We start from the raw sequence: 25,808 nt of genomic DNA, 5'->3' as shown, positions 1-25,808 counted from the left end.
CCGGGAGTGGCGCTTATTCTCGGCTATCCCCTGGAGTATACCCATACCCCTAAGGTATTACTCCTTAATTGTCGGTGGTAGGCGCCGTGGTGGGAGGGATAACCAGAAACCCGGCAGTCGCGTGAAAAACCACACTTTTTCTCTCACAATTATCTACTCACTTCGGAGCATGATTTATTTTTGTACAAAATGGCCCGCGCTTTTCCTTTGATTTATATCAACTTACAGCCTTGAGCAACCCCTAAGGTAGCATCAGGAAATATGAATAATCAGAGGTATCTATGAGTCACTCTTCAATCCCGGAGAAGGCTAACAGCTCAGTCATCACCGACTGGCGTCCTGAAGATCCTGAGTTTTGGCAACAGCGCGGCCATCGTGTGGCGAGCCGTAATTTGTGGATCTCCGTTCCCTGCCTTTTACTGGCGTTCTGCGTCTGGATGTTGTTCAGCGCCGTCGCCGTGAACCTTAATAAAGTTGGCTTTCAGTTTACTACCGATCAGCTGTTTATGCTGACCGCCCTCCCGGCGCTTTCCGGCGCATTATTACGCGTACCTTATGCCTTTATGGTTCCGCTGTTCGGCGGCCGCCGCTGGACGGCGTTCAGTACCGGTATCATGATTATTCCGTGCGTATGGCTGGGCTTCGCGGTACAGGATACCTCCACGCCGTTTAGCGTGTTCGTGATTATCTCTCTGCTGTGCGGCTTTGCCGGCGCTAACTTTGCATCCAGCATGGCGAACATCAGCTTCTTCTTCCCGAAAGAGAAACAGGGCGGGGCGCTAGGGGTTAACGGCGGTCTGGGTAACATGGGCGTTAGCGTAATGCAGCTGGTTGCGCCGCTGGTGGTCTCGCTCTCTATCTTTGCCGTGTTCGGCGGTAGCGGTAGCGAGCAGCCGGATGGCTCGATGCTGTATCTGGAAAACGCCGCGTGGATCTGGGTGCCTTTCCTGATTATCTTTACCCTGGCCGCGTGGTTCTTTATGAACGACCTGTCGGCCTCAAAAGCGTCGCTGAGCGAACAGTTACCGGTACTTAAACGCCTGCATCTGTGGATCATGGCGCTGCTGTATCTCGCAACCTTCGGCTCTTTCATCGGTTTCTCCGCCGGGTTTGCGATGCTGTCAAAAACCCAGTTCCCGGACGTGCAGATCCTGCACTATGCCTTCTTCGGTCCGTTTATTGGCGCGCTGGCGCGCTCAATGGGCGGCGCGATTTCCGACCGACTCGGCGGGACCCGCGTGACGCTGGTCAACTTCGTGGTGATGGCTATTTTCTGCGCGTTACTGTTCCTGACTCTGCCGACCAATGGTCAGGGCGGCAACTTCATCGCCTTCTTCGCGGTATTTATGGTGCTGTTCCTGACCGCGGGATTGGGCAGCGCCTCCACCTTCCAGATGATTTCCGTTATCTTCCGTAAGCTTACGATGGATCGCGTCAAAGCGCAGGGCGGCAGTGAAGCGCAGGCGATGCGTGAAGCGGCGACGGATACCGCCGCGGCGCTGGGCTTTATTTCGGCGATTGGCGCGATCGGTGGTTTCTTTATTCCGAAAGCGTTCGGTATTTCGCTGGATCTGACCGGATCGCCGGCCGGAGCAATGAAAGTCTTCCTCGTGTTCTATATTGCCTGCGTGGTGATCACCTGGGCGGTATACGGCCGTAAACAGAAATAAGTCTTTTCTTAACGGTAAGTGACAGGGCGCGCCACAGGGTGCGCCTTTTTTATGAGTGGCTATTAGTTACAACATACTTTTGATCTGTGCAAGGTGGTTAAATTCAGGGAGATAACATCTGGTAAGCCATCTACCACTTAATACCTAAGCGTGGCATAAATCCCGGTTAACATTCTGTCATATTTAAAATAATCCTTATAAAACAAAGTGATAATCAATGAATATTGTTACTACTTTGGTGGTAATTGTAGTTTGAGGGCGGATTTATAAGGTATTTCGCATTGATCGTCATCAATTCTCCTCCTTCGGCATGGCGCTATTTTCGCTGCAAATCCAGCAATGTCGATTTATCAGAGAGCCGTCAGGCTCCATATCAGGAGAAACCCGATGAGTAAATTTCTGGACCGGTTTCGCTACTTCAAACAGAAGGGTGAAACCTTTGCCGATGGGCACGGCCAGCTTCTTAAAACCAACCGGGATTGGGAGGATGGATACCGCCAGCGTTGGCAGCATGACAAAATCGTGCGTTCCACTCACGGTGTGAACTGCACCGGCTCATGCAGCTGGAAAATTTATGTCAAAAATGGTCTGGTCACCTGGGAAACCCAGCAGACCGATTACCCGCGCACCCGCCCCGATCTGCCGAACCATGAGCCACGCGGCTGTCCGCGCGGCGCCAGCTACTCCTGGTATCTGTACAGCGCTAACCGCCTGAAATATCCGCTGATGCGTAAACGTCTGATGAAAATGTGGCGTGAAGCGAAAGTTCAGCATAGCGATCCGGTTGAGGCATGGGCTTCTATTATTGAAGATGCCGATAAAGCGAAAAGCTTTAAACAGGCCCGCGGCCGCGGCGGTTTTGTTCGTTCTTCATGGAAAGAAGTGAACGAACTGATTGCCGCTTCAAACGTTTATACCGTCAAAACTTATGGTCCAGACCGCGTGGCAGGGTTCTCGCCAATCCCGGCGATGTCGATGGTTTCCTACGCGTCCGGCGCCCGTTACCTGTCGCTGATTGGCGGTACCTGCCTGAGCTTCTACGACTGGTACTGTGACCTGCCGCCGGCCTCGCCGATGACCTGGGGCGAACAGACCGACGTGCCGGAATCCGCTGACTGGTATAACTCCAGCTATATCATCGCCTGGGGCTCCAACGTCCCGCAGACCCGTACCCCGGACGCGCACTTCTTTACCGAAGTTCGCTATAAAGGGACTAAAACCGTGGCAATTACTCCGGACTATGCCGAAATCGCCAAGCTGTGCGATCTGTGGCTGGCGCCGAAGCAGGGTACCGATGCCGCGATGGCGCTGGCGATGGGCCACGTTATGCTGCGTGAGTTCCACCTCGATAAACCGAGCCAGTACTTCACCGATTACGTACGCCGCTACACCGACATGCCGATGCTGGTTATGCTCGAAGAGCGCGATGGCTACTATGCCGCTGGCCGTATGCTGCGCGCTGCCGACCTGGTTGACTCCCTGGGCCAGGAGCAGAATCCGGAATGGAAAACCGTCGCCTTTGACGAGAAGGGCGAAATGACCGTACCTAACGGTTCTCTGGGCTTCCGCTGGGGCGACAAAGGCAAGTGGAACCTCGAGCAGCGCGATGGTAAAACCGGCGAAGAGATTGAACTGCGTCTGAGCCTGCTTGGCAGCCACGACGATATCGCCAACGTCGGCTTCCCATACTTTGGCGGTGAAGGTTCCGAGCATTTCAACAAAGTCGACCTCGAAAACATTCTGTTGCACAAACTGCCGGTGAAACGCCTGCAGATGGCCGACGGCTCCACCGCGTTGGTGACCACCGTTTATGACCTGACCATGGCTAACTATGGCCTGGAACGTGGGCTGAACGATGAAAACTGCGCGACCAGCTACGATGACGTCAAAGCGTACACTCCGGCCTGGGCTGAAAAAATTACCGGCGTATCCCGCGCGCACATCATCCGTACCGCCCGCGAATTTGCCGATAACGCCGATAAGACCCACGGCCGTTCGATGATTATCGTCGGCGCGGGCCTGAACCACTGGTTCCATCTGGACATGAACTACCGCGGACTGATCAACATGCTGATCTTCTGCGGCTGCGTTGGCCAGAGCGGCGGCGGTTGGGCGCACTACGTTGGTCAGGAAAAACTGCGTCCGCAGACCGGCTGGCAGCCGCTGGCGTTCGCCCTTGACTGGCAGCGTCCGGCACGCCACATGAACAGTACATCGTACTTCTATAACCACTCCAGCCAGTGGCGCTATGAAACGGTCACCGCGCAGGAACTGCTGTCGCCGATGGCGGATAAATCCCGCTACAGCGGACATCTGATCGACTTCAACGTGCGCGCTGAGCGTATGGGCTGGCTGCCGTCGGCGCCACAGCTGGGCGTGAACCCGCTGCGTATTGCTGACGAAGCGAAGAAAGCCGGCATGACGCCGGTCGATTACACCGTGAAATCGCTGAAAGAGGGGTCTATTCGCTTTGCGGCCGAACAGCCGGAGAACGGTAAAAACCATCCGCGTAACCTGTTTATTTGGCGTTCCAACCTGCTGGGTTCCTCCGGTAAAGGTCATGAATACATGCTCAAGTACCTGCTGGGTACCGAGAATGGCATTCAGGGCAAAGACCTTGGCAAGCAGGGCGGCGTGAAGCCGGAAGAAGTCGAGTGGCGGGATAACGGCCTCGACGGCAAACTGGATCTGGTCGTCACGCTCGACTTCCGTCTGTCGAGCACCTGTCTCTATTCCGACATCGTACTGCCGACCGCAACCTGGTACGAAAAAGACGACATGAATACTTCGGATATGCATCCGTTTATTCACCCGCTGTCGGCCGCCGTTGACCCGGCCTGGGAATCGAAGAGCGACTGGGATATCTATAAAGGTATCGCTAAGAAATTCTCTGAAGTGTGCGTGGGTCACCTCGGAAAAGAAACCGACGTCGTGACGCTGCCGATTCAGCACGATTCCGCCGCGGAAATGGCGCAGCCGTTTGACGTTAAAGACTGGAAAAAAGGCGAATGTGACCTGATTCCAGGGAAAACCGCGCCGCATATTATTCCGGTCGAGCGCGATTATCCGGCGACCTACGAGCGCTTCACCTCTATCGGCCCGCTGCTGGAAACCATCGGCAACGGCGGTAAAGGGATCGCCTGGAATACCCAGAGCGAGATGGATCTGCTGCGTAAGCTCAACTACACCAAGGCGGAAGGCCCGGCGAAAGGCCAGCCGAAGCTGGAGACCGCTATCGACGCCGCTGAAATGATCCTCACTCTGGCGCCGGAAACCAACGGTCAGGTGGCCGTGAAGGCGTGGAAAGCGCTGAGCGAATTTACCGGTCGCGAGCATGCGCACCTGGCGCTGAATAAAGAAGACGAGAAGATCCGCTTCCGCGATATTCAGGCGCAGCCGCGTAAGATCATCTCCAGCCCGACCTGGTCTGGCCTGGAAGACGAACATGTCTCCTATAACGCTGGCTATACCAACGTTCACGAGCTCATCCCTTGGCGTACGCTGTCCGGCCGTCAGTCGCTGTATCAGGATCACCAGTGGATGCGCGACTTTGGCGAAAGCCTGCTGGTCTATCGTCCGCCGATCGACACCCGTTCGGTGAAAGCGGTGATGGGCGAGAAGTCCAACGGCAATCCAGAGAAGGCCTTGAACTTCCTGACGCCGCACCAGAAGTGGGGGATTCACTCCACTTACAGCGATAACCTGCTGATGCTGACCCTGTCGCGCGGCGGGCCGATCGTCTGGATGAGCGAAGCGGATGCGAAAGATCTCGGTATCGAAGATAACGACTGGATCGAAGTATTTAACGCCAACGGCGCCCTGACGGCGCGTGCGGTAGTGAGCCAGCGCGTACCGGCCGGAATGACCATGATGTATCACGCGCAGGAACGTATCGTGAACCTGCCAGGCTCTGAAGTTACCGGTCAGCGCGGCGGGATCCACAACTCGGTCACCCGTATTACGCCAAAACCGACCCATATGATCGGCGGCTACGGCCACCTGGCATACGGCTTTAACTACTATGGCACCGTCGGTTCCAACCGCGATGAGTTTGTTGTGGTACGTAAGATGAAGAACATTAACTGGTTAGACGGCGAAGGTAATGACCAGGTACAGGAGAGCGTAAAATGAAAATTCGTTCACAAGTCGGCATGGTGCTGAATCTCGATAAATGCATCGGCTGCCACACCTGCTCCGTAACCTGCAAAAACGTCTGGACCAGTCGTGAAGGGATGGAGTACGCCTGGTTCAACAACGTAGAAAGTAAGCCAGGCGTCGGTTTCCCCAACGACTGGGAAAACCAGGAAAAATGGAAAGGCGGCTGGATCCGCAAAATCAACGGTAAGCTGCAGCCGCGCATGGGCAACCGCGCGATGCTGCTGGGTAAAATCTTCGCCAACCCGCATCTGCCGGGGATCGATGATTACTACGAGCCGTTTGATTATGACTACCAGAATCTGCATAACGCGCCGGAAAGTAAACATCAGCCGATCGCCCGTCCGCGCTCGCTGATTACCGGCCAGCGGATGGACAAAATTACCAGCGGCCCGAACTGGGAAGAGATCCTCGGCGGCGAGTTTGAAAAACGCGCCAAAGACCAGAACTTCGAAAACATGCAGAAGGCGATGTACGGCCAGTTCGAAAACACCTTCATGATGTATCTGCCGCGCTTGTGCGAGCACTGCCTGAACCCGGCGTGCGTCGCGACCTGCCCGAGCGGCGCCATCTATAAGCGTGAAGAGGACGGTATCGTCCTGATCGACCAGGATAAGTGCCGCGGCTGGCGGATGTGTATCACCGGCTGCCCGTACAAGAAAATCTACTTCAACTGGAAGAGCGGGAAATCCGAGAAATGCATCTTCTGCTACCCGCGTATTGAATCCGGGATGCCGACGGTGTGTTCCGAAACCTGTGTGGGCCGTATCCGCTACCTTGGCGTACTGCTGTATGACGCGGACGCAATTGAAAACGCCGCCAGCACCGAGAACGAGAAAGATCTGTATCAGCGCCAGCTGGACGTCTTCCTCGATCCAAACGATCCAAAAGTGATTGAGCAGGCGCTAAAAGATGGCGTACCGCAGGGCGTAATTGAAGCCGCGCAGCAGTCTCCGGTATACAAAATGGCGATGGACTGGAAGCTGGCGCTGCCGCTGCACCCGGAATATCGTACCCTGCCAATGGTCTGGTACGTGCCGCCTCTGTCGCCGATTCAGTCCGCCGCCGATGCGGGTGAACTGGGTAGTAACGGGATCCTGCCTGACGTAGAAAGCCTGCGAATTCCGGTCCAGTATCTGGCGAATCTGCTAACCGCGGGCGATACCCAGCCGGTACTGCTGGCGCTGAAACGTATGCTGGCGATGCGCCACTTCAAACGAGCGGAAACCGTCGACGGCGTCGTCGATACCCGCGCGCTGGAAGAGGTGGGGCTGAGCGAAGCGCAGGCGCAGGAAATGTATCGCTATCTGGCCATCGCCAACTACGAAGATCGTTTCGTGGTACCGAGCAGCCATCGCGAACAGGCCCGCGATGCCTTCCCGGAGAAGAGCGGTTGCGGCTTTACCTTCGGCGATGGTTGTCACGGTTCTGACAGCGAATTCAACCTGTTCAACAGCCGTCGCATCGACGCCATTGACGTTACCAGCAAAACGGAGCCGCACTCATGATTGAACTCGTGATTGTGTCGCGTCTGCTCGAATACCCTGACGCTGCCTTGTGGCAGCATCAGCAGGAGATGTTCGAGGCTCTCGCGTCATCGGAAAAACTCGCCAAAGAAGATGCCCATGCGCTGGGCGTTTTCCTGCGCGATTTGGTGGCTCAGGATCCGCTGGACGCCCAGTCGGCGTACAGCGAGCTGTTCGACCGCGGCCGCGCCACCTCGCTGCTGCTATTTGAACATGTTCACGGCGAATCCCGCGATCGCGGGCAGGCGATGGTCGACCTGATGGCGCAGTACGAGCGCCATGGTCTACTGCTTGATAGCCATGAGCTGCCGGATCACCTACCGCTGTATCTGGAGTATCTGGCGCAGTTGCCGGAAGAGGAAGCGCTTGGCGGCCTGCGGGACGTTGCGCCGATCCTCGGCCTGCTCAGCGCGCGTCTGCAACAGCGCGAAAGCCGCTATGCGGTGCTGTTCGAGCTGCTGTTGAAGCTGGCCAATACTCAGGTCGATAGCCAGAAAGTGGCGGAGAAGATCGCCGACGAGGCCCGCGACGATACGCCGCAGGCGCTGGATGCCGTCTGGGAAGAAGAGCAGGTCAAATTCTTTGCCGACCAGGGCTGCGGCGAGTCGGAGATTTCCGCTCACCAGCGTCGTTTTGCCGGAGCCGTGGCCCCGCAATATTTGAATATCTCTAACGGAGGACAGCACTAATGCACTTCCTGAATATGTTCTTCTTTGACATTTATCCGTACATTGCGGGTTCGGTGTTCCTTATTGGCAGCTGGCTGCGCTACGACTACGGTCAGTACACCTGGCGCGCCGCCTCCAGTCAGATGCTGGATCGTAAAGGGATGAACCTGGCGTCAAACCTGTTCCATATCGGGATCCTGGGTATTTTCGCCGGCCATTTCCTCGGCATGCTGACTCCGCACTGGATGTATGAATCCTTCCTGCCGATCGACGTGAAGCAGAAAATGGCGATGTTCGCCGGCGGCGCGTGCGGCGTGATGACGTTGGTGGGCGGTTTACTGCTGCTTAAGCGCCGTCTGCTGAGCCCACGCGTTCGCGCTACCACCACGACAGCGGATATTCTGATCCTCTCGTTACTGATGGTGCAATGCGCGCTGGGACTGCTGACCATTCCATTCTCCGCCCAGCATATGGACGGTAGCGAAATGATGAAACTGGTCGGCTGGGCGCAGTCGGTGGTGACCTTCCACGGCGGCGCTTCGCAGCATCTTGATGGCGTGGCGTTTGTCTTCCGCGTGCACCTGGTGCTGGGGATGACGCTGTTCCTGTTGTTCCCGTTCTCACGTCTGGTTCATATCTGGAGCGCGCCGGTCGAATACCTGACGCGCAAATACCAGATTGTACGCGCACGTCGCTAGTTCATCCGCGACGGCTGACTCACCCCGCCATGGCGGGGTTTTTTTTCGCCCCAACCAAGGTTGTTGCCCGCAGCGGCAAGCAAAATCAGCACCCCTCCTGCCAACTGCAGCGGCGCCAGCGCATGATGGAAAACCAGATAGTCCACCAGAATAGCCACCAGCGGATAGATAAACGACAGCGAACCGGTGACCGGCGTCGGTAGCTTTTGAATCGCACTATATAAAAGCTGGTACATAATCCCGGTATGGACAACGCCGAGGATCAGCAGATAGCGCCAGGGGAAGTGGCTGTTAAACTCAGGAGCATGAACCAGCGGCAAAAGCATTACCGTGCCGACGATAACCTGAATAAAAGCGATATGCTGCGCCGGGAGCGGCTGCAGTTTGCGGGCAATAATAGCGGTCAGGGCATAAAAAAATGCCGCGCCTAATGCCAGGATAATACCGGTGACGAGATTATCGCTGTGGGCGGGAGTCAGCTCGCTCGACAGCAGAATCACCACGCCGGTAAAGGCCAGGAGTAACCATGCCCATTTTACCGCGCTTACCTTTTCACCCAGCATCATGCTCAGTAATACCAGCATAAAAGGCTGGGTATTGTAGACCACGGTGGCCATCCCAATAGAAACGCGTGAGTAGGCGGCAAAAAGCAGCAGCCAGTTAATGACCAGCGCGACGCCGCCAAGGATTGCCAGCGCCAGGGTGAGACGCGTCAGGCGGCTGAAGGGCTGTCGGCTTAACAAAATAAACAGCAATAATGTGACTGCGCCGATAAGACAGCGCCAGAAAACCACGTCGATTACCGGCAACCCTGAGAGCAGCACGAACGCGCCAATCGAGCCGGAAATTATCATCGCCAGACTCATTTGCCAGACTCCACGAGAAAGCTGCATATTTCACCTCCAGAAGTTTTCCATTATTGTCGTGAAAAGCCTGACAGCTTGATATATCTGAATTAAGGTAAAAACAGATAAATACCTTTATTAATTAGGTGAAATAAATGGAATACATTATTGATGAAATAGACCGGGCGATTCTGGCCTGCCTGACGCAAGATGCCAGAGTTTCGCTTAAGGTATTGAGTGCGCAGGTGGGATTGACCTCCCCGAGTACCGCCGAGCGGGTAAAACGCCTTGAGGAAAAAGGAGTGATTCAGGGTTATAGCGCACGGGTTAATCTGGCGGCATTGGGATATAGCCTGCAGGCATTAGTACGGGTGAGGCCGCTACCGGGATTGCTGCAAAAAGTGGATAAATATATTCAGGCTATACCGGAGTGTATTGAAAGCGACAAGGTCACCGGAGAGGATTGTTTTGTTATGCGTCTCGTGGTGCGCGATATTGCGCAGCTGGATACGATATTGGATGGTCTGGCAGAATATGCGCAATGCAATACGTCGGTGGTGAAAAGCTCGCCGGTAAAAAGGCGCTTGCCCCCGCTGTGAGTTTTCCCGGAGGCGGTGCTGCGCACCTGTCCGGGCTACCAGACGTCACCACCTGTAGCCTCGCTAAGCGAAGCGCGAGCGAGGGGATAGCAGAACAGGTGGCTGAGAGAGTGTAAGAGTATGTAGCCTCGCTAAGCGAAGCGCGAGCGAGGAGATAGCAGAACCGGTGGCTGAAGGGAGATGGTGGTGGGGGAAGGATTACTCGGCGCTAAAGCGCCTCGCCCTTCGGGCCGTTGCCTGCGGCAACGTGCTCTCGCTGACGCTCGAGTCGAACCTTAGTCGAAGCTTCTCATCCTTCCCCATTGGGCAGAATATAGAATATCGCAGGTAGATTAAGCTGGGTATGACTTGGGGAGATGGTGGTGGGGGAAGGATTACTCGGCGCTAAAGCGCCTCGCCCTTCGGGCCGTTGCCTGCGGCAACGTTCTCTCGCTGACGCTCGAGTCGAACCTTAGTCGAAGCTTCTCATCCTTCCCCATTGGGCAGAATATAGAATATCGCAGGTAAATTAAGCTGGGTATGACTTGGGGAGATGGTGGTGGGGGAAGGATTCGAACCTTCGAAGTCGATGACGGCAGATTTACAGTCTGCTCCCTTTGGCCGCTCGGGAACCCCACCAGGGGTAAAATCAAATTGTAGGCTATTCAGCAAAATGAATGGTGGTGGGGAAAGGATAACTTGTCGCTATCGCTCCTCGCCCTTTGGGCCGTTGCCTATGGCAACGTTCTCTCGCTGGCGCTCGAGTCGAACCTTAGTCGAAGGTTCTTACCCTTCCCGCTAAGTGCAAACATCGTTTACGCTTGTCGGGGAAACCATATCACTGTAGTGAATAATGGTGGTGGGGGAAGGATTCGAACCTTCGAAGTCGATGACGGCAGATTTACAGTCTGCTCCCTTTGGCCGCTCGGGAACCCCACCACGGGGTAATGCTTTGTACTGGCCTGCTCCCTTCTCGGGAAGCGGGGCGCATCATACCAAATGACGCGCCCCTGTAAAGCATTCCTTTGACAAAATTAAACTGGTTGCCTGATTTTTACGCGTAACGCCGTAAAGCTAACCAATTCATTTCGCTGTCGATTAAAGAATAATCGTCCGGTTACCGTAAACAAAGACGCGCTGCGCCAGCACTTGATAAAGCGCTCGGCTTAAGACGTTTTTTTCAACGTCGCGCCCCGCGCGCATCATATCTTCGGCGGTATAGGTATGATCGACGTGAATCACGTCCTGCATGATGATTGGGCCTTCATCCAGATTATCATTCACGTAGTGGGCGGTGGCGCCGATGATCTTCACTCCGCGCTCATAGGCCTGATGATAAGGACGCGCACCGATAAACGCCGGCAGGAACGAGTGGTGAATATTAATGATTTTGTTCGGGAAACGAGCGACAAACGCCGGAGTAAGTACGCGCATGTACTTTGCCAGTACCACGTAGTCCGGATCGTGGGCGGCTATCGCATCGCCCATTCGCTGGTCGTGCTCTTCACGGCTCAGTCCTTCATGGCTCACCAGCTCAAAAGGAATACCGAAACGTTCCACCAGCGTGCGCAGCGTTTCATGGTTGCCGATTACCGCGGCGATGTCGACATCCAGCCCACCGTAGTTGGCTTTCATCAGTAGATCGCCGAGACAGTGCGCTTCTTTGGTGACCAGAATCACCACCCGGCGACGGCCGGCCGGGTTGAGTTCGCGAATTGAACCTTCCGGCAGCGCGCTATCGAGGTCGGCCAGCAGTGTGGCGTCGTTAAAAATACCTTCGAGCTCGGTACGCATGAAGAAGCGACCGGTACGGTGGTCGACAAACTCATTGTTCTGCACGATGTTTAACTCGTGCTTGTAGCAGATATTCGTGATACGCGCGATGAGGCCTTTCTGATCAGGGCAAATGGTGCGTAGTACTTTACGTTGTAATGAATGCATCGCGGGGGAAATCCTGTTGTGTTTGCAATTGCTGATGCCGGGCCTTACTGGCCGCAGCATTTTTTAAATTTTTTACCTGAACCGCAAGGGCAGGGGTCATTACGACCAATTAATGGCCGAGTGCCGTCAATATAGTACCACTGTCCGTTTTCTTTTAAGAATCTGGAACGTTCAATAATCGCGCCGGGGCGGTTATCTTCAGTAAAACGTGCGATAAAACTGACGAAGCCTTCGTCGGGATTACGTCCGTTATCGGTGGCGAAAACGGTTAAGCCGAGCCATTGCGTATTGGCAAAGCCTTTTTCAATATCGGTGCGAAAACGTGACGCTTCACAGGTCGGATGCCAGGTTTTGATTAAATAATCGACATCTTTCATCACGAATGCGCTATAGCGGGAACGCATCAGCTGTGACGGGCTCGGCGCTAGCTGACCGCCGTCCAGATATCGCTGGCAACATGAGCTATACTCGAGAGCGCTGCCACAGGGGCATAATTGCGACAAAATCGCCTCCATGGAAAAGAATGACGGCGCCTGAGCGCCAACCTGCATTATGTTAACTGAGCGATGGCGCTGATGTCATGCTCGGAGTGGAAGGATATGTATCAGTACTAATGAGAAAGTTGAAGATTGGTTTAGCGCTAGGGGCTGGCGCCGCGCGCGGTTGGTCGCATATCGGCGTGATAAAAGCGCTGCATCGGGCGGGAATTGATGTCGATGTAGTGGCGGGATGTTCTATTGGTGCCTTAGTCGGTGCGGCTTACGCCTGCAATCGTCTCCCTGCGTTGGAAAAGTGGGTTAGCTCCTTTAGCAACTGGGATGTGCTGCGATTGATGGATCTCTCCTGGCGGCGCGGCGGTTTGTTACGCGGCGAGCGGGTGTTCAATCAATACCGGCAAATTATGCCTGTTGCGCAAATCGAAGAGTGCGAACGTCGTTTTGCCGCCGTGGCGACAAACCTGAGCACCGGGCGTGAATTATGGTTTACGGAAGGTGACCTGCACATGGCGGTCCGCGCTTCTTGTAGTATGCCGGGCCTGATGTCGCCGGTGATGCATAACGGCTACTGGCTGGTAGATGGTGCGGTGGTCAATCCGGTCCCGGTCTCGCTAACGCGAGCCTTGGGGGCGGATATTGTGATTGCCGTTGACCTCCAGCATGACGCCCATCTTATGCAGCAGGACCTATTATCAATCGAATCGCCGCGTCCGGAGCCGATAGAAGAGCTAAGTTGGCATTCCCGCCTGCGATCCCGGTTGGGGAGAATGAGCTCTCGTCGTGCGACAATAACCCCCACGGCGATGGAGATTATGTCCACCTCGATTCAGGTGCTGGAAAATCGCCTGAAACGTAATCGTATGGCAGGCGATCCGCCAGATATCCTGCTACAGCCGTTTTGTCCGCAAATCTCCACTCTCGATTTTCATCGTGCTGGCGAAGCGATGGCCGCAGGACAGCTGGCCGTTGAGAAAAAAATGGATGAATTATTACCCTTGGTGCGCACTTCCGCGTAGCGCACTTGTCCAACACTTAAGTAAATTCTGACAGGCGATAGCGTGAATAGCGTGCCACTATTTAATTATCGTCAGCCAGGGGAGAGAACATGACGCAGCCATTGGCGGGAAAACAGATTCTGATAGTTGAAGACGAACCCGTTTTCCGCTCTCTTCTGGATAGCTGGCTCACTTCACTGGGGGCGACCATCCGCCAGGCGGAAGACGGCATTGAGGCGCTGCAGCAAATCGCGATTTCGAAACCGGATCTGATGATTTGTGATATCTCGATGCCGAGAATGAACGGCCTGGAGCTGGTTGAACAGGTTCGCAACCAGGGTGAACAACTTCCTATTTTGATGATTTCCGCGACCGAAAACATGGCGGACATTGCCAAAGCGCTGCGTCTTGGCGTGCAGGATGTCTTACTGAAGCCGGTAAAAGATTTTAATCGCCTGCGTGAAACGGTGTATGCATGTCTCTACCCGACAATGTTTAGTTCTCGAGTAGAAGAGGAAGAGCGATTATTTGAAGACTGGGATGCGTTAGTTAGCGATCCTCTGGCCGCGTCAAGGTTATTGCAGGAGCTTCAGCCGCCGGTACAGCAGGAGATATCTCATTGTCGCATTCATTACCGTCAGCTTATCTCTGCGGATAAACCGGGGCTGGTGCTGGATATTGCGCCGTTATCAGAAAACGATCTGGCGTTTTATTGCCTGGATGTTACCCGTGCCGGTGATAATGGCGTTCTGGCCGCATTATTATTACGCGCTTTGTTTAATGGTTTGTTGCAAGAACAGCTTGCTCATCAGGGGCAGCGACTGCCGGAAATGGGCGCATTGTTAAAACAAGTTAACCAATTACTCCGCCAGGCCAATTTACCAGGCCAATTCCCATTGTTGGTTGGTTATTATCACAGCGGATTAAAAAATTTGATTCTGGTTTCTGCTGGCCTTAACGGCACGCTGAATACCGGAGAGCATAAAATTCAAATTAGTAACGGCGTTCCGTTAGGAACGTTGGGCAACGCATACCTCAACCAAATTAGCCAGCGCTGCACATCATGGCAGTGTCAAATTTGGGGAGCCGGGGGACGTTTACGCCTGATGTTGTCTGCAGATTGAACAATTCTATCTATTTTTAGTAGGTGGGATTACCGGGCCTACATTTCCGGTGGTACTATCACTGCGTTTTATGCGTAAAAGTCCTAATTCGAGGGTATCCAAACCTTTTCAGACCAGGTTTATCTGATCAGACTGATATACTCGATGCGTTATTTATTGACGATTAAGTTCAAAAAACGAACAGTCCAGGAGATTTCAATGGCTGCCCTTAATTCTAAAGTAAGAAAAGCTGTTATCCCGGTAGCGGGATTAGGCACCAGGATGCTACCCGCCACCAAGGCTATTCCGAAAGAAATGCTGCCACTGGTAGATAAACCATTAATCCAATATGTTGTTAACGAATGTATCGCCGCAGGGATTACTGAAATTGTTCTGGTGACACACTCTTCGAAAAACTCTATTGAAAACCATTTCGATACCAGCTTCGAACTCGAAGCGATGCTGGAAAAACGTGTAAAACGTCAGCTTCTGGAAGAAGTTCAGTCTATTTGTCCGCCGCACGTGACCATCATGCAGGTACGTCAGGGGCTGGCTAAAGGTCTGGGCCACGCGGTGCTGTGCGCGCATCCGGTTGTCGGCGACGAACCGGTTGCGGTTATTCTGCCGGACGTGATTCTGGACGAATATGAATCCGATCTGACCCGCGATAACCTGGCGGAAATGATTGCTCGCTTTGACGAAACGGGCGCCAGCCAGATCATGGTTGAGCCGGTTGATGACGTTACGGCCTATGGTGTTGTTGACTGCAAAGGCGAAAGCCTGCAGCCTGGCGAAAGCGTGCCGATGGTTGGCGTTGTTGAGAAACCGAAGGCAGACGTCGCGCCGTCTAATCTGGCGGTAGTCGGTCGTTATGTGCTGAGCGCCGATATTTGGCCGCTGCTGGCGAAAACCCCTCCGGGAGCTGGCGATGAAATTCAGCTGACTGATGCTATTGATATGCTGATCGAGAAAGAAACCGTTGAAGCCTACCACATGAAAGGCAAAAGCCATGACTGCGGTAATAAGCTCGGTTATATGCAGGCCTTCGTAGAATATGGCGTTCGCCATAAAACTCTGGGCGAAGACTTTAAAGCCTGGCTTGAGCAGGCTGTCGCGAAGTAATATTCGCCAGCAGAACAACCGGATCGTCTGATGATGATCCGGTTTTTTTATGCCTGTTACTTTAAGCGTGTAGCGATAAAAAAAATCCCGCCGAAGCGGGATTTTTATATCAAGCATAAAGCTAATTAGAGCAGGAAATCGTCCAGTGTTTTACCTTGCTCGTCCATTGCTTTCTTGATGACTGCCGGAGTACGACCCTGGCCAGTCCAGGTTTTAGTTTCGCCGTTTTCATCAACGTAGCTGTATTTAGCCGGACGTGCAGCACGTTTAGTTTTGGTGCCAGCTTTAACTGCCGCCATGGTGCTCAGCAGTTCATTCGGATCAATACCGTCAGCGATCAGCATTTCGCGGTACTGTTGCAGTTTACGAGTGCGCTCTTCAATTTCTGCAGCAGCGGCGCTTTCTTCTTCGCGACGTTCGTTAACGACAACTTCTAATTTTTCCAGCATCTCTTCAAGCGTTTCAAGGGTGCATTCTCTTGCCTGCGCACGAAGAGTACGGATGTTGTTCAAAATTTTAAGTGCTTCGCTCATTGTAGTAATCTCAAACTTATATTGTGGGGTGGTTTGTTGAAGTAATAATAGAGCGATAAAATCAGATGTGCAATAGGGGAGAATGTAAGGAATTCAAAATTACTTGTTATTTGTCTGGTTGATTAAATAATTTAAGTTAAATTTTCGCGCGACTTCACATCTTCTCGCTTATAGCTTAAGCATACGCACAGGCGCTAAAACCATGAGTCAGGATGGTTTTCCTGCGTTTCGAGAGTAAATTTATACTTTACGTGGATAAATATCACTCTTCAGTTTTAGCGCATTAGTTACGGTGATGCTTAATATAAATTGGCGGCCAAAACCCATTATAGTTGTCCGGAGAATGGAGGTTTAAGCACAAAACGACAATGATTTGTATCTGCTGGCGCGGCAACGGTCTTGCCTGAAGCTATTCATTCACCGTCCGTTTCATTTTTTGTAAAGCATTATCGTTAAGTCGGCAATACCCCCTGTGAAAGCACGGTCGGCTCGGTAATATATGATACAATTGCGCAGTAAAACACATTGATTGGGGTTACGCAGCCGATGGCACAACTTTATTTTTACTATTCTGCAATGAATGCCGGTAAGTCTACCGCACTGTTGCAGTCTTCGTACAATTACCAGGAACGAGGGATGCGTACCGTCGTTTATACCGCTGAAATTGACGACCGCTTTGGTTCTGGCAAAGTGAGCTCGCGAATCGGGCTGTCTTCTCCGGCGCGGCTGTATAATCCTCAGACGTCGTTATATGCCGATATAGCGTCAGAGCATGCCCGCCAGCCTATTCATTGCGTGCTGGTGGACGAAAGCCAGTTCCTGACCCGTGAACAGGTCCACGAGCTCTCAGAAGTGGTGGATGAGCTCGATATCCCTGTATTGTGCTACGGCTTGCGTACGGACTTTCGCGGTGAGTTATTTAGCGGTAGCCAGTATTTGTTGGCATGGTCGGATAAGCTGGTTGAATTAAAAACTATTTGCTTCTGTGGGCGAAAGGCAAGCATGGTTTTGCGTCTTGACCAGGAGGGGCGACCGTACAATGAGGGCGAGCAGGTGGTGATTGGCGGTAATGAGCGCTACGTTTCCGTATGCCGTAAGCATTATAAAGAGGCGTTGAATATCGGTTCGTTAACCCAGGTGCAAAGTAAGCTGCGCCACTGCGAATAATTCTTTAATTTCATTATCTTCAGGCGCCTGTATGGCGCCTGTTGTCTTTTATGGAATCGGTTCCTGTATTCAGATATTACCCAGTGTATTGCTTCTTGTACTTCTGTATGTGAACACTAATAAAGTACGAATATAAAAAAAGCCCCATCAATAGATGGGGCTTCGTTCATATCAATGCCGTGAATTAAGCGGATTTTTTCGCTTTTTTCTCAGCTTTGACTGGAGCCGCTTCTTTTTTCACAGCCGCTGCTTCGCCTTCGACAAAGTCACGACCGTAGTAGGTGTCCAGCAGAATCTGTTTCAGCTCGGCGATCAGCGGGTAGCGCGGGTTAGCGCCGGTGCACTGGTCATCGAAGGCGTCTTCAGACAGCTTATCAACATGAGCCAGGAAATCAGCTTCCTGAACACCGGCTTCACGGATAGATTTCGGAATTCCCAGCTCCGCTTTGAGGCTTTCCAGCCATGCCAGCAGTTTCTCGATTTTCGCAGCAGTGCGGTCGCCCGGAGCGCTCAGACCCAGGTGGTCCGCGATCTCGGCGTAACGACGGCGTGCCTGCGGACGGTCATACTGACTGAATGCGGTCTGCTTGGTCGGGTTGTCATTCGCGTTATAGCGGATAACGTTGCAGATCAGCAGGGCGTTCGCCAGACCGTGAGGAATGTGGAACTGTGAGCCCAGTTTGTGCGCCATAGAGTGGCACACGCCCAGGAAGGCGTTAGCAAACGCGATACCGGCGATAGTGGCGGCACTGTGCACACGTTCGCGGGCTACCGGGTTCTTAGAACCTTCGTGGTAAGAGGCCGGCAGATACTCTTTCAGCAGTTTCAGCGCTTGCAGAGCCTGACCATCGGAGAACTCGGAAGCCAGTACGGAGACGTAAGCTTCCAGGGCATGAGTCACGGCGTCCAGACCACCGAAGGCGCACAGGGACTTCGGCATATCCATGACCAGGTTGGCATCGACAATCGCCATATCCGGAGTCAGCGCGTAATCGGCCAGCGGATATTTCTGTCCAGTTGCATCGTCGGTTACCACGGCGAACGGAGTCACTTCAGAGCCGGTACCGGAAGTCGTGGTGATGGCAACCATCTTCGCTTTAACGCCCATTTTCGGGAACTTGTAGATACGTTTACGGATATCCATAAAGCGCAGCGCCAGTTCTTCGAAGTGGGTTTCCGGATGCTCATACATAACCCACATGATTTTGGCTGCATCCATCGGGGAACCGCCGCCCAGCGCAATGATTACGTCTGGTTTGAAGGAGTTGGCCAGGTCCGCGCCTTTACGCACGATGGTCAGAGTTGGGTCAGCTTCAACTTCAAAGAACACTTCGGTTTCTACGCCAGCCGCTTTCAGTACGGAAGTGATCTGGTCTGCATAACCGTTGTTGAACAGGAAGCGGTCAGTCACAATCAGCGCGCGTTTGTGACCATCAGTAATCACTTCATCCAGTGCGATTGGCAGAGAGCCACGACGGAAGTAGATAGATTTCGGAAGTTTATGCCACAACATGTTTTCAGCTCGCTTAGCAACGGTTTTCTTGTTGATCAGGTGTTTCGGACCAACGTTTTCAGAGATGGAGTTACCACCCCAGGAACCACAACCCAGAGTCAGGGAAGGTGCGAGTTTGAAGTTATACAGGTCGCCGATACCACCCTGAGAAGCCGGGGTGTTGATCAGGATACGCGCGGTTTTCATCATCTGGCCGAAGTAGGCCACGCGAGCCGGCTGGTTGTCCTGGTCGGTGTACAGGCAAGAGGTGTGACCGATACCGCCCATGGCGACCAGTTTTTCTGCTTTATCGACCGCGTCTTCGAAATCTTTCGCCCGGTACATTGCCAGAGTCGGGGACAGTTTTTCGTGAGCGAACGGTTCGCTTTCGTCAACGTCGGTAACTTCGCCGATCAGAATCTTAGTGGTGGCCGGCACGGTGAAGCCTGCCAGTTCAGCGATTTTTGCCGCCGGTTGACCAACGATCGCCGCATTCAGCGCGCCATTTTTCAGGATGATGTCCTGAACGGCTTTCAATTCTTTGCCCTGCAGCAGGTAGCCGCCGTGGCTGGCAAAACGTTCGCGAACGGCATCGTAGACCGAGTCGACAACAACAACAGACTGTTCAGAAGCACAGATAACGCCGTTATCGAAGGTTTTTGACATCAGTACGGACGCTACTGCGCGTTTAATATCGGCAGTTTCATCGATAACAACCGGCGTGTTACCTGCACCAACGCCGATAGCTGGTTTACCAGAACTGTAAGCAGCTTTAACCATACCTGGGCCACCGGTGGCGAGGATCAGGTTGATGTCAGGGTGGTGCATCAGCGCATTAGACAGTTCTACTGAAGGTTGGTCGATCCAACCAATCAGATCTTTCGGCGCACCGGCAGCAATCGCCGCCTGCAATACGATGTCAGCCGCTTTGTTGGTAGCGTCTTTAGCACGCGGGTGCGGGGAGAAGATAATGGCGTTACGCGTCTTCAGGCTGATCAGCGATTTGAAGATAGCCGTTGAGGTCGGGTTGGTAGTCGGAACGATACCGCAAATAATACCGATTGGTTCAGCAATGGTGATGGTACCGAAAGTGTCGTCTTCAGACAGGACGCCACAGGTTTTTTCATCTTTATAGGCGTTGTAGATATATTCGGAGGCGAAGTGGTTTTTGATCACTTTATCTTCAATAATACCCATGCCGGATTCGGCAACGGCCATTTTTGCGAGAGGGATTCGAGCATCTGCAGCGGCCAGAGCGGCGGCACGGAAGATCTTATCAACTTGTTCTTGAGTGAAACTGGCATATTCACGCTGGGCTTTTTTTACGCGCTCTACAAGTGCGTTAAGTTCAGCGACATTAGTAACAGCCATAATGCTCTCCTGATAATGTTAAACTTTTTTAGTAAAACAGTAGCTCGATTCGACATTATAGACAGGCTGTTAACAGCTTGCATGTAAATGTTAACGTAAAGATTTCTAACGCTTTGAACACACTGATTTACTAAAAAAGCTTTGTCTCACTACGCACTCAGGTACTTCGGCCTTTCACTCTCTTGATGTAGCCAAGATTACTCACTTCTGAGTATGAATTACGTGATTTAGATCAATATTTGGCGATGCTGATACCTTTCAGCAGGGCAATAATTGACCAGTTAGATGATGGGGAGTGATAATGTATGCATATTTAATGAATAAAGCCCATCCGCTAAACAAATATATAACAAATAAAAGCAAACAGCCGCGGCTGCATATTTGAGATGAATTGTGGCTATGAAAAGGGTATCTTCTGCCAAATTAATTTGTACTGACACTGTCAACAGCCTTTTTTAATGGTGCTGCGGAGTTCACTGTGACCCTACCGTTGTTTGATTTCGCTGTTTATTTTAAATTTTTTATCGGCCTTTTCGCGCTGGTCAACCCGGTCGGCATCATCCCGGTTTTCATTAGCATGACCAGCTACCAGACGGCGCTGGTGCGGAATAAGACGAATCTGACGGCTAATCTGTCGGTGGCTATCATTCTCCTTACCTCGCTCTTCCTTGGCGATGGCATCTTGCAAATTTTCGGCATCTCTATTGATTCTTTCCGTATTGCGGGTGGGATCCTGGTGGTGACTATCGCCATGTCGATGATTAGCGGCAAACTCGGTGAAGATAAACAAAACAAACAGGAGAAGTCGGAGACGGCTATTCGGGAAAGTATCGGGGTCGTACCGTTAGCGTTACCTTTAATGGCGGGGCCGGGGGCGATAAGCTCCACGATCGTTTGGGGGACTCGCTATCACTCCATTGCCCACCTGATCGGTTTTTCAATCGCCATTGCGCTGTTTGCCGCCTGTTGTTGGGGAATTTTCCGCATGGCGCCGTGGTTGGTCAGATTGTTAGGGCAGACCGGGATTAACGTCATTACTCGTATCATGGGTCTGTTGCTGATGGCTTTAGGGATTGAGTTTATCGTCACCGGGATTAAAGCGCTGTTTCCTGGATTGACAGGGTAACTTACTTGGCAGGCGCGGGGCGTGGGGCCTCGCGTTTGAAAGATTATTAGCAAAACTTATTTCTGCAGCTGATATAAAAGACAAACTATAACTTTTACCAATTATGATTTAATTTTATATTTATCATATGGTTAGTCGTTTTTATTCTATCTCGCCGTACTGTCTTTCTCCCCTCATCACTGTTATTTTCGTCACATCATTCTCTGGCGCTTGCTGTCGGATCATTGAAATGATATTAGTAATTTCTGCGAGACAGCAGATTAATGTGCTAAAAATTAGACAATTGTTAAATTATTGTGCAAAAAAGCAACTTTGCGCGCAGAGCGGGAACGCAAAATGACAGGGTGTTCCTATCTTGCTGATTAAAAGCAATATTTTTGCTTTTTTAACATGATAAGTCTTACGTTAAGTGCGGCTAAAAAAACAATAAAAGAGAATCCGGTAACATATTTGCAAATTGCATTGGCGGACATGAAACCGTTTTGGTACTTTCCGGCCTGATCGCTAACTAAATAATGTGCACAAATGAGAATTATTATTACATAACTCATTGTGCCGGAATTCCCCTCTGGACAGGGGGATAAAGAATCGACGTCAAGGCTGCCGTTTGAGCGGTCGTAATAAATAAGTCGGTGATAGCAAGCAGTAGAATCTGACAGCGGCAAAGACTCCTGCACTGTACAGAATCCCTTTAAGGGAAAAATAACAGGCTGGTTAAATAACCAGTAATTATAATGAGTGGAGTAACAACACATGACCATCATCACTAAAAAAAGTCTGGTAGCGGCGGGAATTTTATCTGCGCTAATCACCGCAAATGTTGCTATGGCAGCAGATGTTCCTGCTGGGGTGCAACTGGCGGATAAACAAACGCTGGTGCGTAATAACGGGGCAGAGGTGCAATCTCTGGATCCGCATAAAATTGAAGGCGTCCCGGAGTCCAACGTTAACCGCGATCTGTTTGAAGGGTTAGTGATTGGCGATCTTAACGGCCATCCTGTGCCGGGCGTTGCCGAATCGTGGGATAACAAGGATTTTAAAGTCTGGACCTTCCATATCCGCAAGGATGCCAAATGGTCCGACGGTTCACCGGTTACCGCGCAAGATTTCGTTTATAGCTGGCAGCGTCTGGCCGATCCGAAAACGGCATCTCCTTACGCCAGCTATCTCCAGTACGGCCATGTCGCCAACGTCGATGAGATTATCGCTGGCAAAAAACCTGCAACAGACCTTGGCGTCAAAGCGATTGACGACAAAACGTTTGAAGTCACGCTGAGCGAACCGGTTCCTTATTTCTATAAACTCCTCGTCCATCCATCCGTTTCTCCAGTACCCAAAGCCGCCATTGAAAAATATGGTGAGAAATGGACTCAGCCGGCGAATATTGTCACCAACGGCGCTTATAAATTAAAAGACTGGGTGGTCAACGAGCGTATTGTGCTCGAGCGTAATACGAATTACTGGGACAACGCCAAAACCGTTATTAACCAGGTAACTTACCTGCCAATTTCTTCTGAAGTTACCGATGTGAACCGCTATCGCAGCGGCGAGATCGACATGACCTATAACAACATGCCGATTGAACTGTTCCAGAAGCTGAAAAAAGAGATCCCGAAAGAAGTTCACGTCGATCCTTATCTGTGTACTTATTATTACGAAATCAATAACCAGAAAGCGCCATTTACCGACGTACGCGTCCGTACCGCGCTTAAGCTGGCGCTGGATCGCGATATTATCGTCAATAAAGTGAAAAACCAGGGCGATCTGCCGGCTTACAGTTATACCCCGCCATACACCGACGGCATGAAACTCGTTGAGCCGGAGTGGTTCAAATGGTCTCAGGACAAGCGTAATGAAGAAGCGAAAAAATTGCTGGCGGAAGCCGGTTATACCGCTGATAAACCGCTGACCTTTAATCTGCTCTACAACACTTCCGATTTACATAAAAAACTGGCTATCGCCGTGGCGTCCATCTGGAAGAAAAACCTTGGCGCTAACGTTAAGCTGGAAAATCAGGAGTGGAAAACCTTCCTCGATAGCCGTCATCAGGGCACCTTTGACGTCGCTCGCGCCGGCTGGTGCGCTGATTACAACGAGCCGACATCGTTCCTGAACACCATGCTCAGCGACAGCTCTAACAACACGGCGCATTATAAGAGCCCGGCATTCGATAAGATCATCGGCGATACCCTGCAGGTCACCGATGAAGCGAAACGCGCCGAGCTGTACGCGCAGTCGGAACAACAGCTGGATAAAGATTCCGCGATTGTGCCTGTTTACTACTATGTGAACGCGCGCCTGGTTAAACCGTGGGTTGGCGGTTATACCGGTAAAGACCCGTTGGATAATATTTACGTGAAGAACCTTTATATTATCAAACATTAATGGCAAGACGTGGGGCAGGCTGAGCTTGCCCCACCGTGTCTGAATTCATCGCACTCGATAGGCACAGGCCAGAAGGTACGGGCAATGTTAAAATTCATATTACGTCGCTGTCTGGAAGCGATTCCGACGCTATTCATTCTTATTACTATCTCTTTCTTCATGATGCGCCTCGCGCCGGGCAGTCCTTTTACCGGTGAACGCACGCTGCCGCCGGAAGTCATGGCGAATATTGAAGCGAAATATCATTTAAACGACCCCATCATGACCCAGTACTTCAATTATCTGAAGCAACTGGCGCACGGTGATTTCGGTCCTTCCTTCAAATATAAAGATTATTCGGTCAACGATCTGGTCGCATCAAGCTTCCCGGTTTCCGCCAAATTGGGCCTTGCAGCCTTCTTGTTAGCCGTGATTCTTGGCGTCAGCGCCGGGGTTATTGCCGCGTTAAAACAGAATACCAAATGGGACTACGCGGTGATGGGGGTGGCAATGACCGGCGTCGTCATACCGAGTTTCGTAGTGGCGCCGCTGCTGGTGATGATTTTCGCCATCACGCTGCACTGGCTGCCTGGCGGTGGCTGGAACGGCGGGGCGCTGAAATTTATGATCCTGCCGATGGTGGCGTTATCGCTGGCCTATATTGCCAGTATCGCCCGTATCACCCGCGGTTCGATGATTGAAGTTTTGCACTCTAACTTCATTCGCACCGCAAGGGCGAAAGGTCTGCCGATGCGCAGAATTATCTTCCGCCACGCGCTGAAGCCTGCGCTGCTGCCGGTGCTTTCCTATATGGGGCCGGCGTTCGTCGGCATTATCACCGGCTCAATGGTTATCGAAACGATTTACGGCCTGCCAGGTATTGGCCAGTTATTCGTCAACGGCGCGCTTAACCGCGACTACTCGCTGGTGCTTAGCCTGACGATTCTCGTCGGCGCGCTGACCATTCTGTTTAACGCGATCGTCGACGTGCTGTACGCCGTTATCGATCCGAAAATTCGCTACTGAAGCCGGAGTTCGCCATGATGTTAAGTAAGAAAAACAGCGAGGCGCTGGAGCACTTCAGTGAGAAGCTGGAGGTTGAGGGCCGTAGCCTGTGGCAGGATGCGCGTCGCCGCTTTATGCATAACCGCGCGGCGGTAGCCAGCCTGATTGTGCTGGTGATTATTGCGCTGTTTGTGACTATCGCTCCAATGTTGTCGCAGTTCTCCTATTTCGATACCGACTGGGGGATGATGTCCAACGCTCCGGATATGGAGTCTGGTCACTATTTTGGTACCGATTCATCCGGTCGCGACCTGCTGGTGCGCGTAGCGATTGGCGGACGTATTTCGCTGATGGTTGGCGTGGCCGCAGCGCTGGTGGCGGTGATCCTCGGCACCCTCTATGGTTCACTTTCCGGTTATCTCGGCGGCAAAGTGGACTCGGTGATGATGCGTTTGCTGGAAATCCTCAACTCCTTCCCGTTCATGTTCTTCGTGATCCTGCTGGTTACCTTCTTTGGTCAGAACATCCTGCTGATCTTTGTGGCGATCGGGATGGTATCTTGGCTGGATATGGCGCGTATCGTACGCGGTCAGACCCTGAGTCTGAAACGTAAAGAGTTCATCGAAGCCGCGCAGGTCGGCGGGGTCTCCACCGCGAATATCGTTATTCGTCATATCGTGCCGAACGTCCTGGGCGTGGTGGTGGTTTACGCTTCACTGCTGGTACCCAGCATGATTCTGTTCGAATCCTTCCTGAGCTTCCTCGGCCTTGGTACCCAGGAGCCGCTGAGCAGTTGGGGCGCGTTACTCAGTGATGGCGCCAACTCAATGGAAGTCTCGCCGTGGCTGTTATTGTTCCCTGCCGGGTTCCTGGTGGTAACGCTGTTCTGTTTCAACTTTATCGGCGATGGCCTGCGTGATGCCCTCGACCCGAAAGACCGCTAAGGAGCGCC

Annotated in this window: 19 protein-coding genes, 2 tRNA genes and 3 other RNA genes; 14 read left to right on the top strand and 10 right to left on the bottom strand. The window is 52.4% G+C overall.

Going from position 1 to position 25,808, the window contains the following annotated elements; all coding sequences use genetic code 11:
* The first annotated feature begins 281 nt into the window (after positions 1 to 281).
* The 5 genes from ABLV78_RS15070 to narI all read left to right on the top strand — a co-directional run bounded on the left by ABLV78_RS15070 (position 282) and on the right by narI (position 8,717).
* Positions 282 to 1,670 (top strand): NarK family nitrate/nitrite MFS transporter, encoded by a 1,389-nt coding sequence (locus tag ABLV78_RS15070; RefSeq protein WP_045393811.1) that lies wholly within the window; start codon positions 282 to 284, stop codon positions 1,668 to 1,670.
* Positions 1,671 to 2,057: 387 nt separating this feature from the next.
* Positions 2,058 to 5,801 (top strand): nitrate reductase subunit alpha, encoded by a 3,744-nt coding sequence (locus tag ABLV78_RS15065; protein ID WP_047046742.1) that lies wholly within the window; start codon positions 2,058 to 2,060, stop codon positions 5,799 to 5,801.
* Positions 5,798 to 7,333, top strand: a complete 1,536-nt coding sequence (gene narH, locus ABLV78_RS15060) for a nitrate reductase subunit beta (protein ID WP_045393813.1) — start codon at positions 5,798 to 5,800, stop codon at positions 7,331 to 7,333. Before ABLV78_RS15065 ends, narH begins: the two co-directional genes overlap by 4 nt.
* Positions 7,330 to 8,040: a nitrate reductase molybdenum cofactor assembly chaperone gene (narJ, locus tag ABLV78_RS15055; protein ID WP_045393815.1), complete on the top strand. Its 711-nt coding sequence runs from the start codon at positions 7,330 to 7,332 to the stop codon at positions 8,038 to 8,040. The genes narH and narJ overlap by 4 nt, the downstream gene beginning before the upstream one ends.
* Positions 8,040 to 8,717, top strand: coding sequence for a respiratory nitrate reductase subunit gamma (gene narI / locus ABLV78_RS15050; protein ID WP_015367083.1), 678 nt, complete (start codon positions 8,040 to 8,042; stop codon positions 8,715 to 8,717). Before narJ ends, narI begins: the two co-directional genes overlap by 1 nt.
* On the opposite strand, the gene ABLV78_RS15045 is transcribed toward narI, so the two are convergent.
* Positions 8,714 to 9,610, bottom strand: coding sequence for a DMT family transporter (locus ABLV78_RS15045; RefSeq protein WP_047046738.1), 897 nt, complete (start codon positions 9,608 to 9,610; stop codon positions 8,714 to 8,716). The two genes, narI and ABLV78_RS15045, sit on opposite strands and share 4 nt — an antisense overlap.
* 107 nt (positions 9,611 to 9,717) lie before the next feature.
* On the opposite strand from ABLV78_RS15045, the gene ABLV78_RS15040 reads away from it, so the two are divergent.
* A complete protein-coding gene (locus ABLV78_RS15040) occupies positions 9,718 to 10,161 on the top strand; it encodes an Lrp/AsnC family transcriptional regulator (RefSeq protein WP_045393819.1) in 444 nt (147 codons plus the stop codon).
* A gap of 181 nt (positions 10,162 to 10,342) precedes the next feature.
* On the opposite strand, the gene ABLV78_RS15035 is transcribed toward ABLV78_RS15040, so the two are convergent.
* The 7 genes from ABLV78_RS15035 to ABLV78_RS15005 all read right to left on the bottom strand — a co-directional run bounded on the left by ABLV78_RS15035 (position 10,343) and on the right by ABLV78_RS15005 (position 12,584).
* Positions 10,343 to 10,475: non-coding RNA, RtT sRNA (locus tag ABLV78_RS15035), on the bottom strand.
* A 43-nt stretch (positions 10,476 to 10,518) separates the two neighbouring features.
* A non-coding RNA gene (locus ABLV78_RS15030) (RtT sRNA) lies at positions 10,519 to 10,651 on the bottom strand.
* 43 nt (positions 10,652 to 10,694) lie between these two features.
* Positions 10,695 to 10,779 (bottom strand) — tRNA-Tyr (locus tag ABLV78_RS15025).
* Positions 10,780 to 10,818: 39 nt separating this feature from the next.
* A non-coding RNA gene (locus ABLV78_RS15020) (RtT sRNA) lies at positions 10,819 to 10,951 on the bottom strand.
* Between the two features lie 43 nt (positions 10,952 to 10,994).
* A tRNA-Tyr gene (locus tag ABLV78_RS15015) sits at positions 10,995 to 11,079 on the bottom strand.
* 159 nt (positions 11,080 to 11,238) lie between these two features.
* Positions 11,239 to 12,081, bottom strand: a complete 843-nt coding sequence (purU, locus tag ABLV78_RS15010) for a formyltetrahydrofolate deformylase (protein WP_045397565.1) — start codon at positions 12,079 to 12,081, stop codon at positions 11,239 to 11,241.
* A gap of 44 nt (positions 12,082 to 12,125) precedes the next feature.
* Positions 12,126 to 12,584 carry a YchJ family protein gene (locus ABLV78_RS15005; RefSeq protein WP_045397568.1) on the bottom strand — a complete coding sequence of 153 codons (459 nt, stop codon included), beginning with the start codon at positions 12,582 to 12,584 and terminating at the stop codon, positions 12,126 to 12,128.
* 110 nt (positions 12,585 to 12,694) lie between these two features.
* Here ABLV78_RS15005 and rssA point away from each other — a divergent pair, with 110 nt between their 5' ends.
* The 3 genes from rssA to galU all read left to right on the top strand — a co-directional run bounded on the left by rssA (position 12,695) and on the right by galU (position 15,798).
* A complete protein-coding gene (rssA, locus tag ABLV78_RS15000; protein WP_045397562.1) occupies positions 12,695 to 13,594 on the top strand; it encodes a patatin-like phospholipase RssA in 900 nt (299 codons plus the stop codon).
* 89 nt (positions 13,595 to 13,683) lie between these two features.
* A complete protein-coding gene (gene rssB, locus ABLV78_RS14995) occupies positions 13,684 to 14,697 on the top strand; it encodes a two-component system response regulator RssB (RefSeq protein ID WP_045397559.1) in 1,014 nt (337 codons plus the stop codon).
* 198 nt (positions 14,698 to 14,895) lie between these two features.
* Positions 14,896 to 15,798, top strand: a complete 903-nt coding sequence (gene galU, locus ABLV78_RS14990; RefSeq protein WP_045397556.1) for a UTP--glucose-1-phosphate uridylyltransferase GalU — start codon at positions 14,896 to 14,898, stop codon at positions 15,796 to 15,798.
* Between the two features lie 125 nt (positions 15,799 to 15,923).
* On the opposite strand, the gene hns is transcribed toward galU, so the two are convergent.
* On the bottom strand, positions 15,924 to 16,331 hold the full coding sequence (gene hns, locus ABLV78_RS14985; RefSeq protein ID WP_004103116.1) for a histone-like nucleoid-structuring protein H-NS: 408 nt from the start codon (positions 16,329 to 16,331) through the stop codon (positions 15,924 to 15,926).
* 546 nt (positions 16,332 to 16,877) lie between these two features.
* Between hns and tdk the strand changes: the two genes are divergently transcribed.
* A complete protein-coding gene (gene tdk / locus ABLV78_RS14980; protein WP_045397553.1) occupies positions 16,878 to 17,498 on the top strand; it encodes a thymidine kinase in 621 nt (206 codons plus the stop codon).
* Between the two features lie 184 nt (positions 17,499 to 17,682).
* Here the strand turns inward: tdk and adhE are convergent, their stop codons facing one another.
* Positions 17,683 to 20,361: a bifunctional acetaldehyde-CoA/alcohol dehydrogenase gene (adhE, locus tag ABLV78_RS14975; RefSeq protein ID WP_045397551.1), complete on the bottom strand. Its 2,679-nt coding sequence runs from the start codon at positions 20,359 to 20,361 to the stop codon at positions 17,683 to 17,685.
* A gap of 478 nt (positions 20,362 to 20,839) precedes the next feature.
* Here adhE and ABLV78_RS14970 point away from each other — a divergent pair, with 478 nt between their 5' ends.
* The 4 genes from ABLV78_RS14970 (at position 20,840) to oppC (ending at position 25,800) form a co-directional block, all read left to right on the top strand.
* The gene (locus ABLV78_RS14970; protein ID WP_045397549.1) at positions 20,840 to 21,487 is read left to right on the top strand and encodes a YchE family NAAT transporter; all 648 of its coding nucleotides are present in this window, start codon (positions 20,840 to 20,842) and stop codon (positions 21,485 to 21,487) included.
* Positions 21,488 to 22,240: 753 nt separating this feature from the next.
* Positions 22,241 to 23,872: an oligopeptide ABC transporter substrate-binding protein OppA gene (gene oppA / locus ABLV78_RS14965; protein WP_045397547.1), complete on the top strand. Its 1,632-nt coding sequence runs from the start codon at positions 22,241 to 22,243 to the stop codon at positions 23,870 to 23,872.
* Positions 23,873 to 23,956: 84 nt separating this feature from the next.
* On the top strand, positions 23,957 to 24,877 hold the full coding sequence (gene oppB, locus ABLV78_RS14960; RefSeq protein ID WP_015367069.1) for an oligopeptide ABC transporter permease OppB: 921 nt from the start codon (positions 23,957 to 23,959) through the stop codon (positions 24,875 to 24,877).
* 14 nt (positions 24,878 to 24,891) lie between these two features.
* Complete coding sequence (gene oppC, locus ABLV78_RS14955; RefSeq protein ID WP_015367068.1) at positions 24,892 to 25,800, top strand: oligopeptide ABC transporter permease OppC; 909 nt, start codon at positions 24,892 to 24,894, stop codon at positions 25,798 to 25,800.
* Positions 25,801 to 25,808: the final 8 nt, after the last annotated feature.

The sequence above is a fragment of the Klebsiella sp. CN_Kp075 genome (assembly GCF_040065055.2).
In the GTDB taxonomy this organism is placed as follows: domain Bacteria; phylum Pseudomonadota; class Gammaproteobacteria; order Enterobacterales; family Enterobacteriaceae; genus Klebsiella; species Klebsiella aerogenes.
This window is presented reverse-complemented; position numbering and strand designations above follow the sequence as displayed.

Excerpts from the sequence above, each read along its gene's own strand:
- ABLV78_RS15070 (WP_045393811.1), top strand. The coding sequence starts at position 282 with ATGAGTCACTCTTCAATCCCGGAGAAGGCTAACAGCTCAGTCATCACC.
- ABLV78_RS15065 (WP_047046742.1), top strand. The coding sequence starts at position 2,058 with ATGAGTAAATTTCTGGACCGGTTTCGCTACTTCAAACAGAAGGGTGAA.
- narH (WP_045393813.1), top strand. The coding sequence starts at position 5,798 with ATGAAAATTCGTTCACAAGTCGGCATGGTGCTGAATCTCGATAAATGC.
- narJ (WP_045393815.1), top strand. The coding sequence starts at position 7,330 with ATGATTGAACTCGTGATTGTGTCGCGTCTGCTCGAATACCCTGACGCT.
- narI (WP_015367083.1), top strand. The coding sequence starts at position 8,040 with ATGCACTTCCTGAATATGTTCTTCTTTGACATTTATCCGTACATTGCG.
- ABLV78_RS15045 (WP_047046738.1), bottom strand. The coding sequence starts at position 9,610 with ATGCAGCTTTCTCGTGGAGTCTGGCAAATGAGTCTGGCGATGATAATT.
- ABLV78_RS15040 (WP_045393819.1), top strand. The coding sequence starts at position 9,718 with ATGGAATACATTATTGATGAAATAGACCGGGCGATTCTGGCCTGCCTG.
- purU (WP_045397565.1), bottom strand. The coding sequence starts at position 12,081 with ATGCATTCATTACAACGTAAAGTACTACGCACCATTTGCCCTGATCAG.
- rssA (WP_045397562.1), top strand. The coding sequence starts at position 12,695 with ATGAGAAAGTTGAAGATTGGTTTAGCGCTAGGGGCTGGCGCCGCGCGC.
- rssB (WP_045397559.1), top strand. The coding sequence starts at position 13,684 with ATGACGCAGCCATTGGCGGGAAAACAGATTCTGATAGTTGAAGACGAA.
- galU (WP_045397556.1), top strand. The coding sequence starts at position 14,896 with ATGGCTGCCCTTAATTCTAAAGTAAGAAAAGCTGTTATCCCGGTAGCG.
- hns (WP_004103116.1), bottom strand. The coding sequence starts at position 16,331 with ATGAGCGAAGCACTTAAAATTTTGAACAACATCCGTACTCTTCGTGCG.
- tdk (WP_045397553.1), top strand. The coding sequence starts at position 16,878 with ATGGCACAACTTTATTTTTACTATTCTGCAATGAATGCCGGTAAGTCT.
- adhE (WP_045397551.1), bottom strand. The coding sequence starts at position 20,361 with ATGGCTGTTACTAATGTCGCTGAACTTAACGCACTTGTAGAGCGCGTA.
- oppA (WP_045397547.1), top strand. The coding sequence starts at position 22,241 with ATGACCATCATCACTAAAAAAAGTCTGGTAGCGGCGGGAATTTTATCT.
- oppB (WP_015367069.1), top strand. The coding sequence starts at position 23,957 with ATGTTAAAATTCATATTACGTCGCTGTCTGGAAGCGATTCCGACGCTA.
- oppC (WP_015367068.1), top strand. The coding sequence starts at position 24,892 with ATGATGTTAAGTAAGAAAAACAGCGAGGCGCTGGAGCACTTCAGTGAG.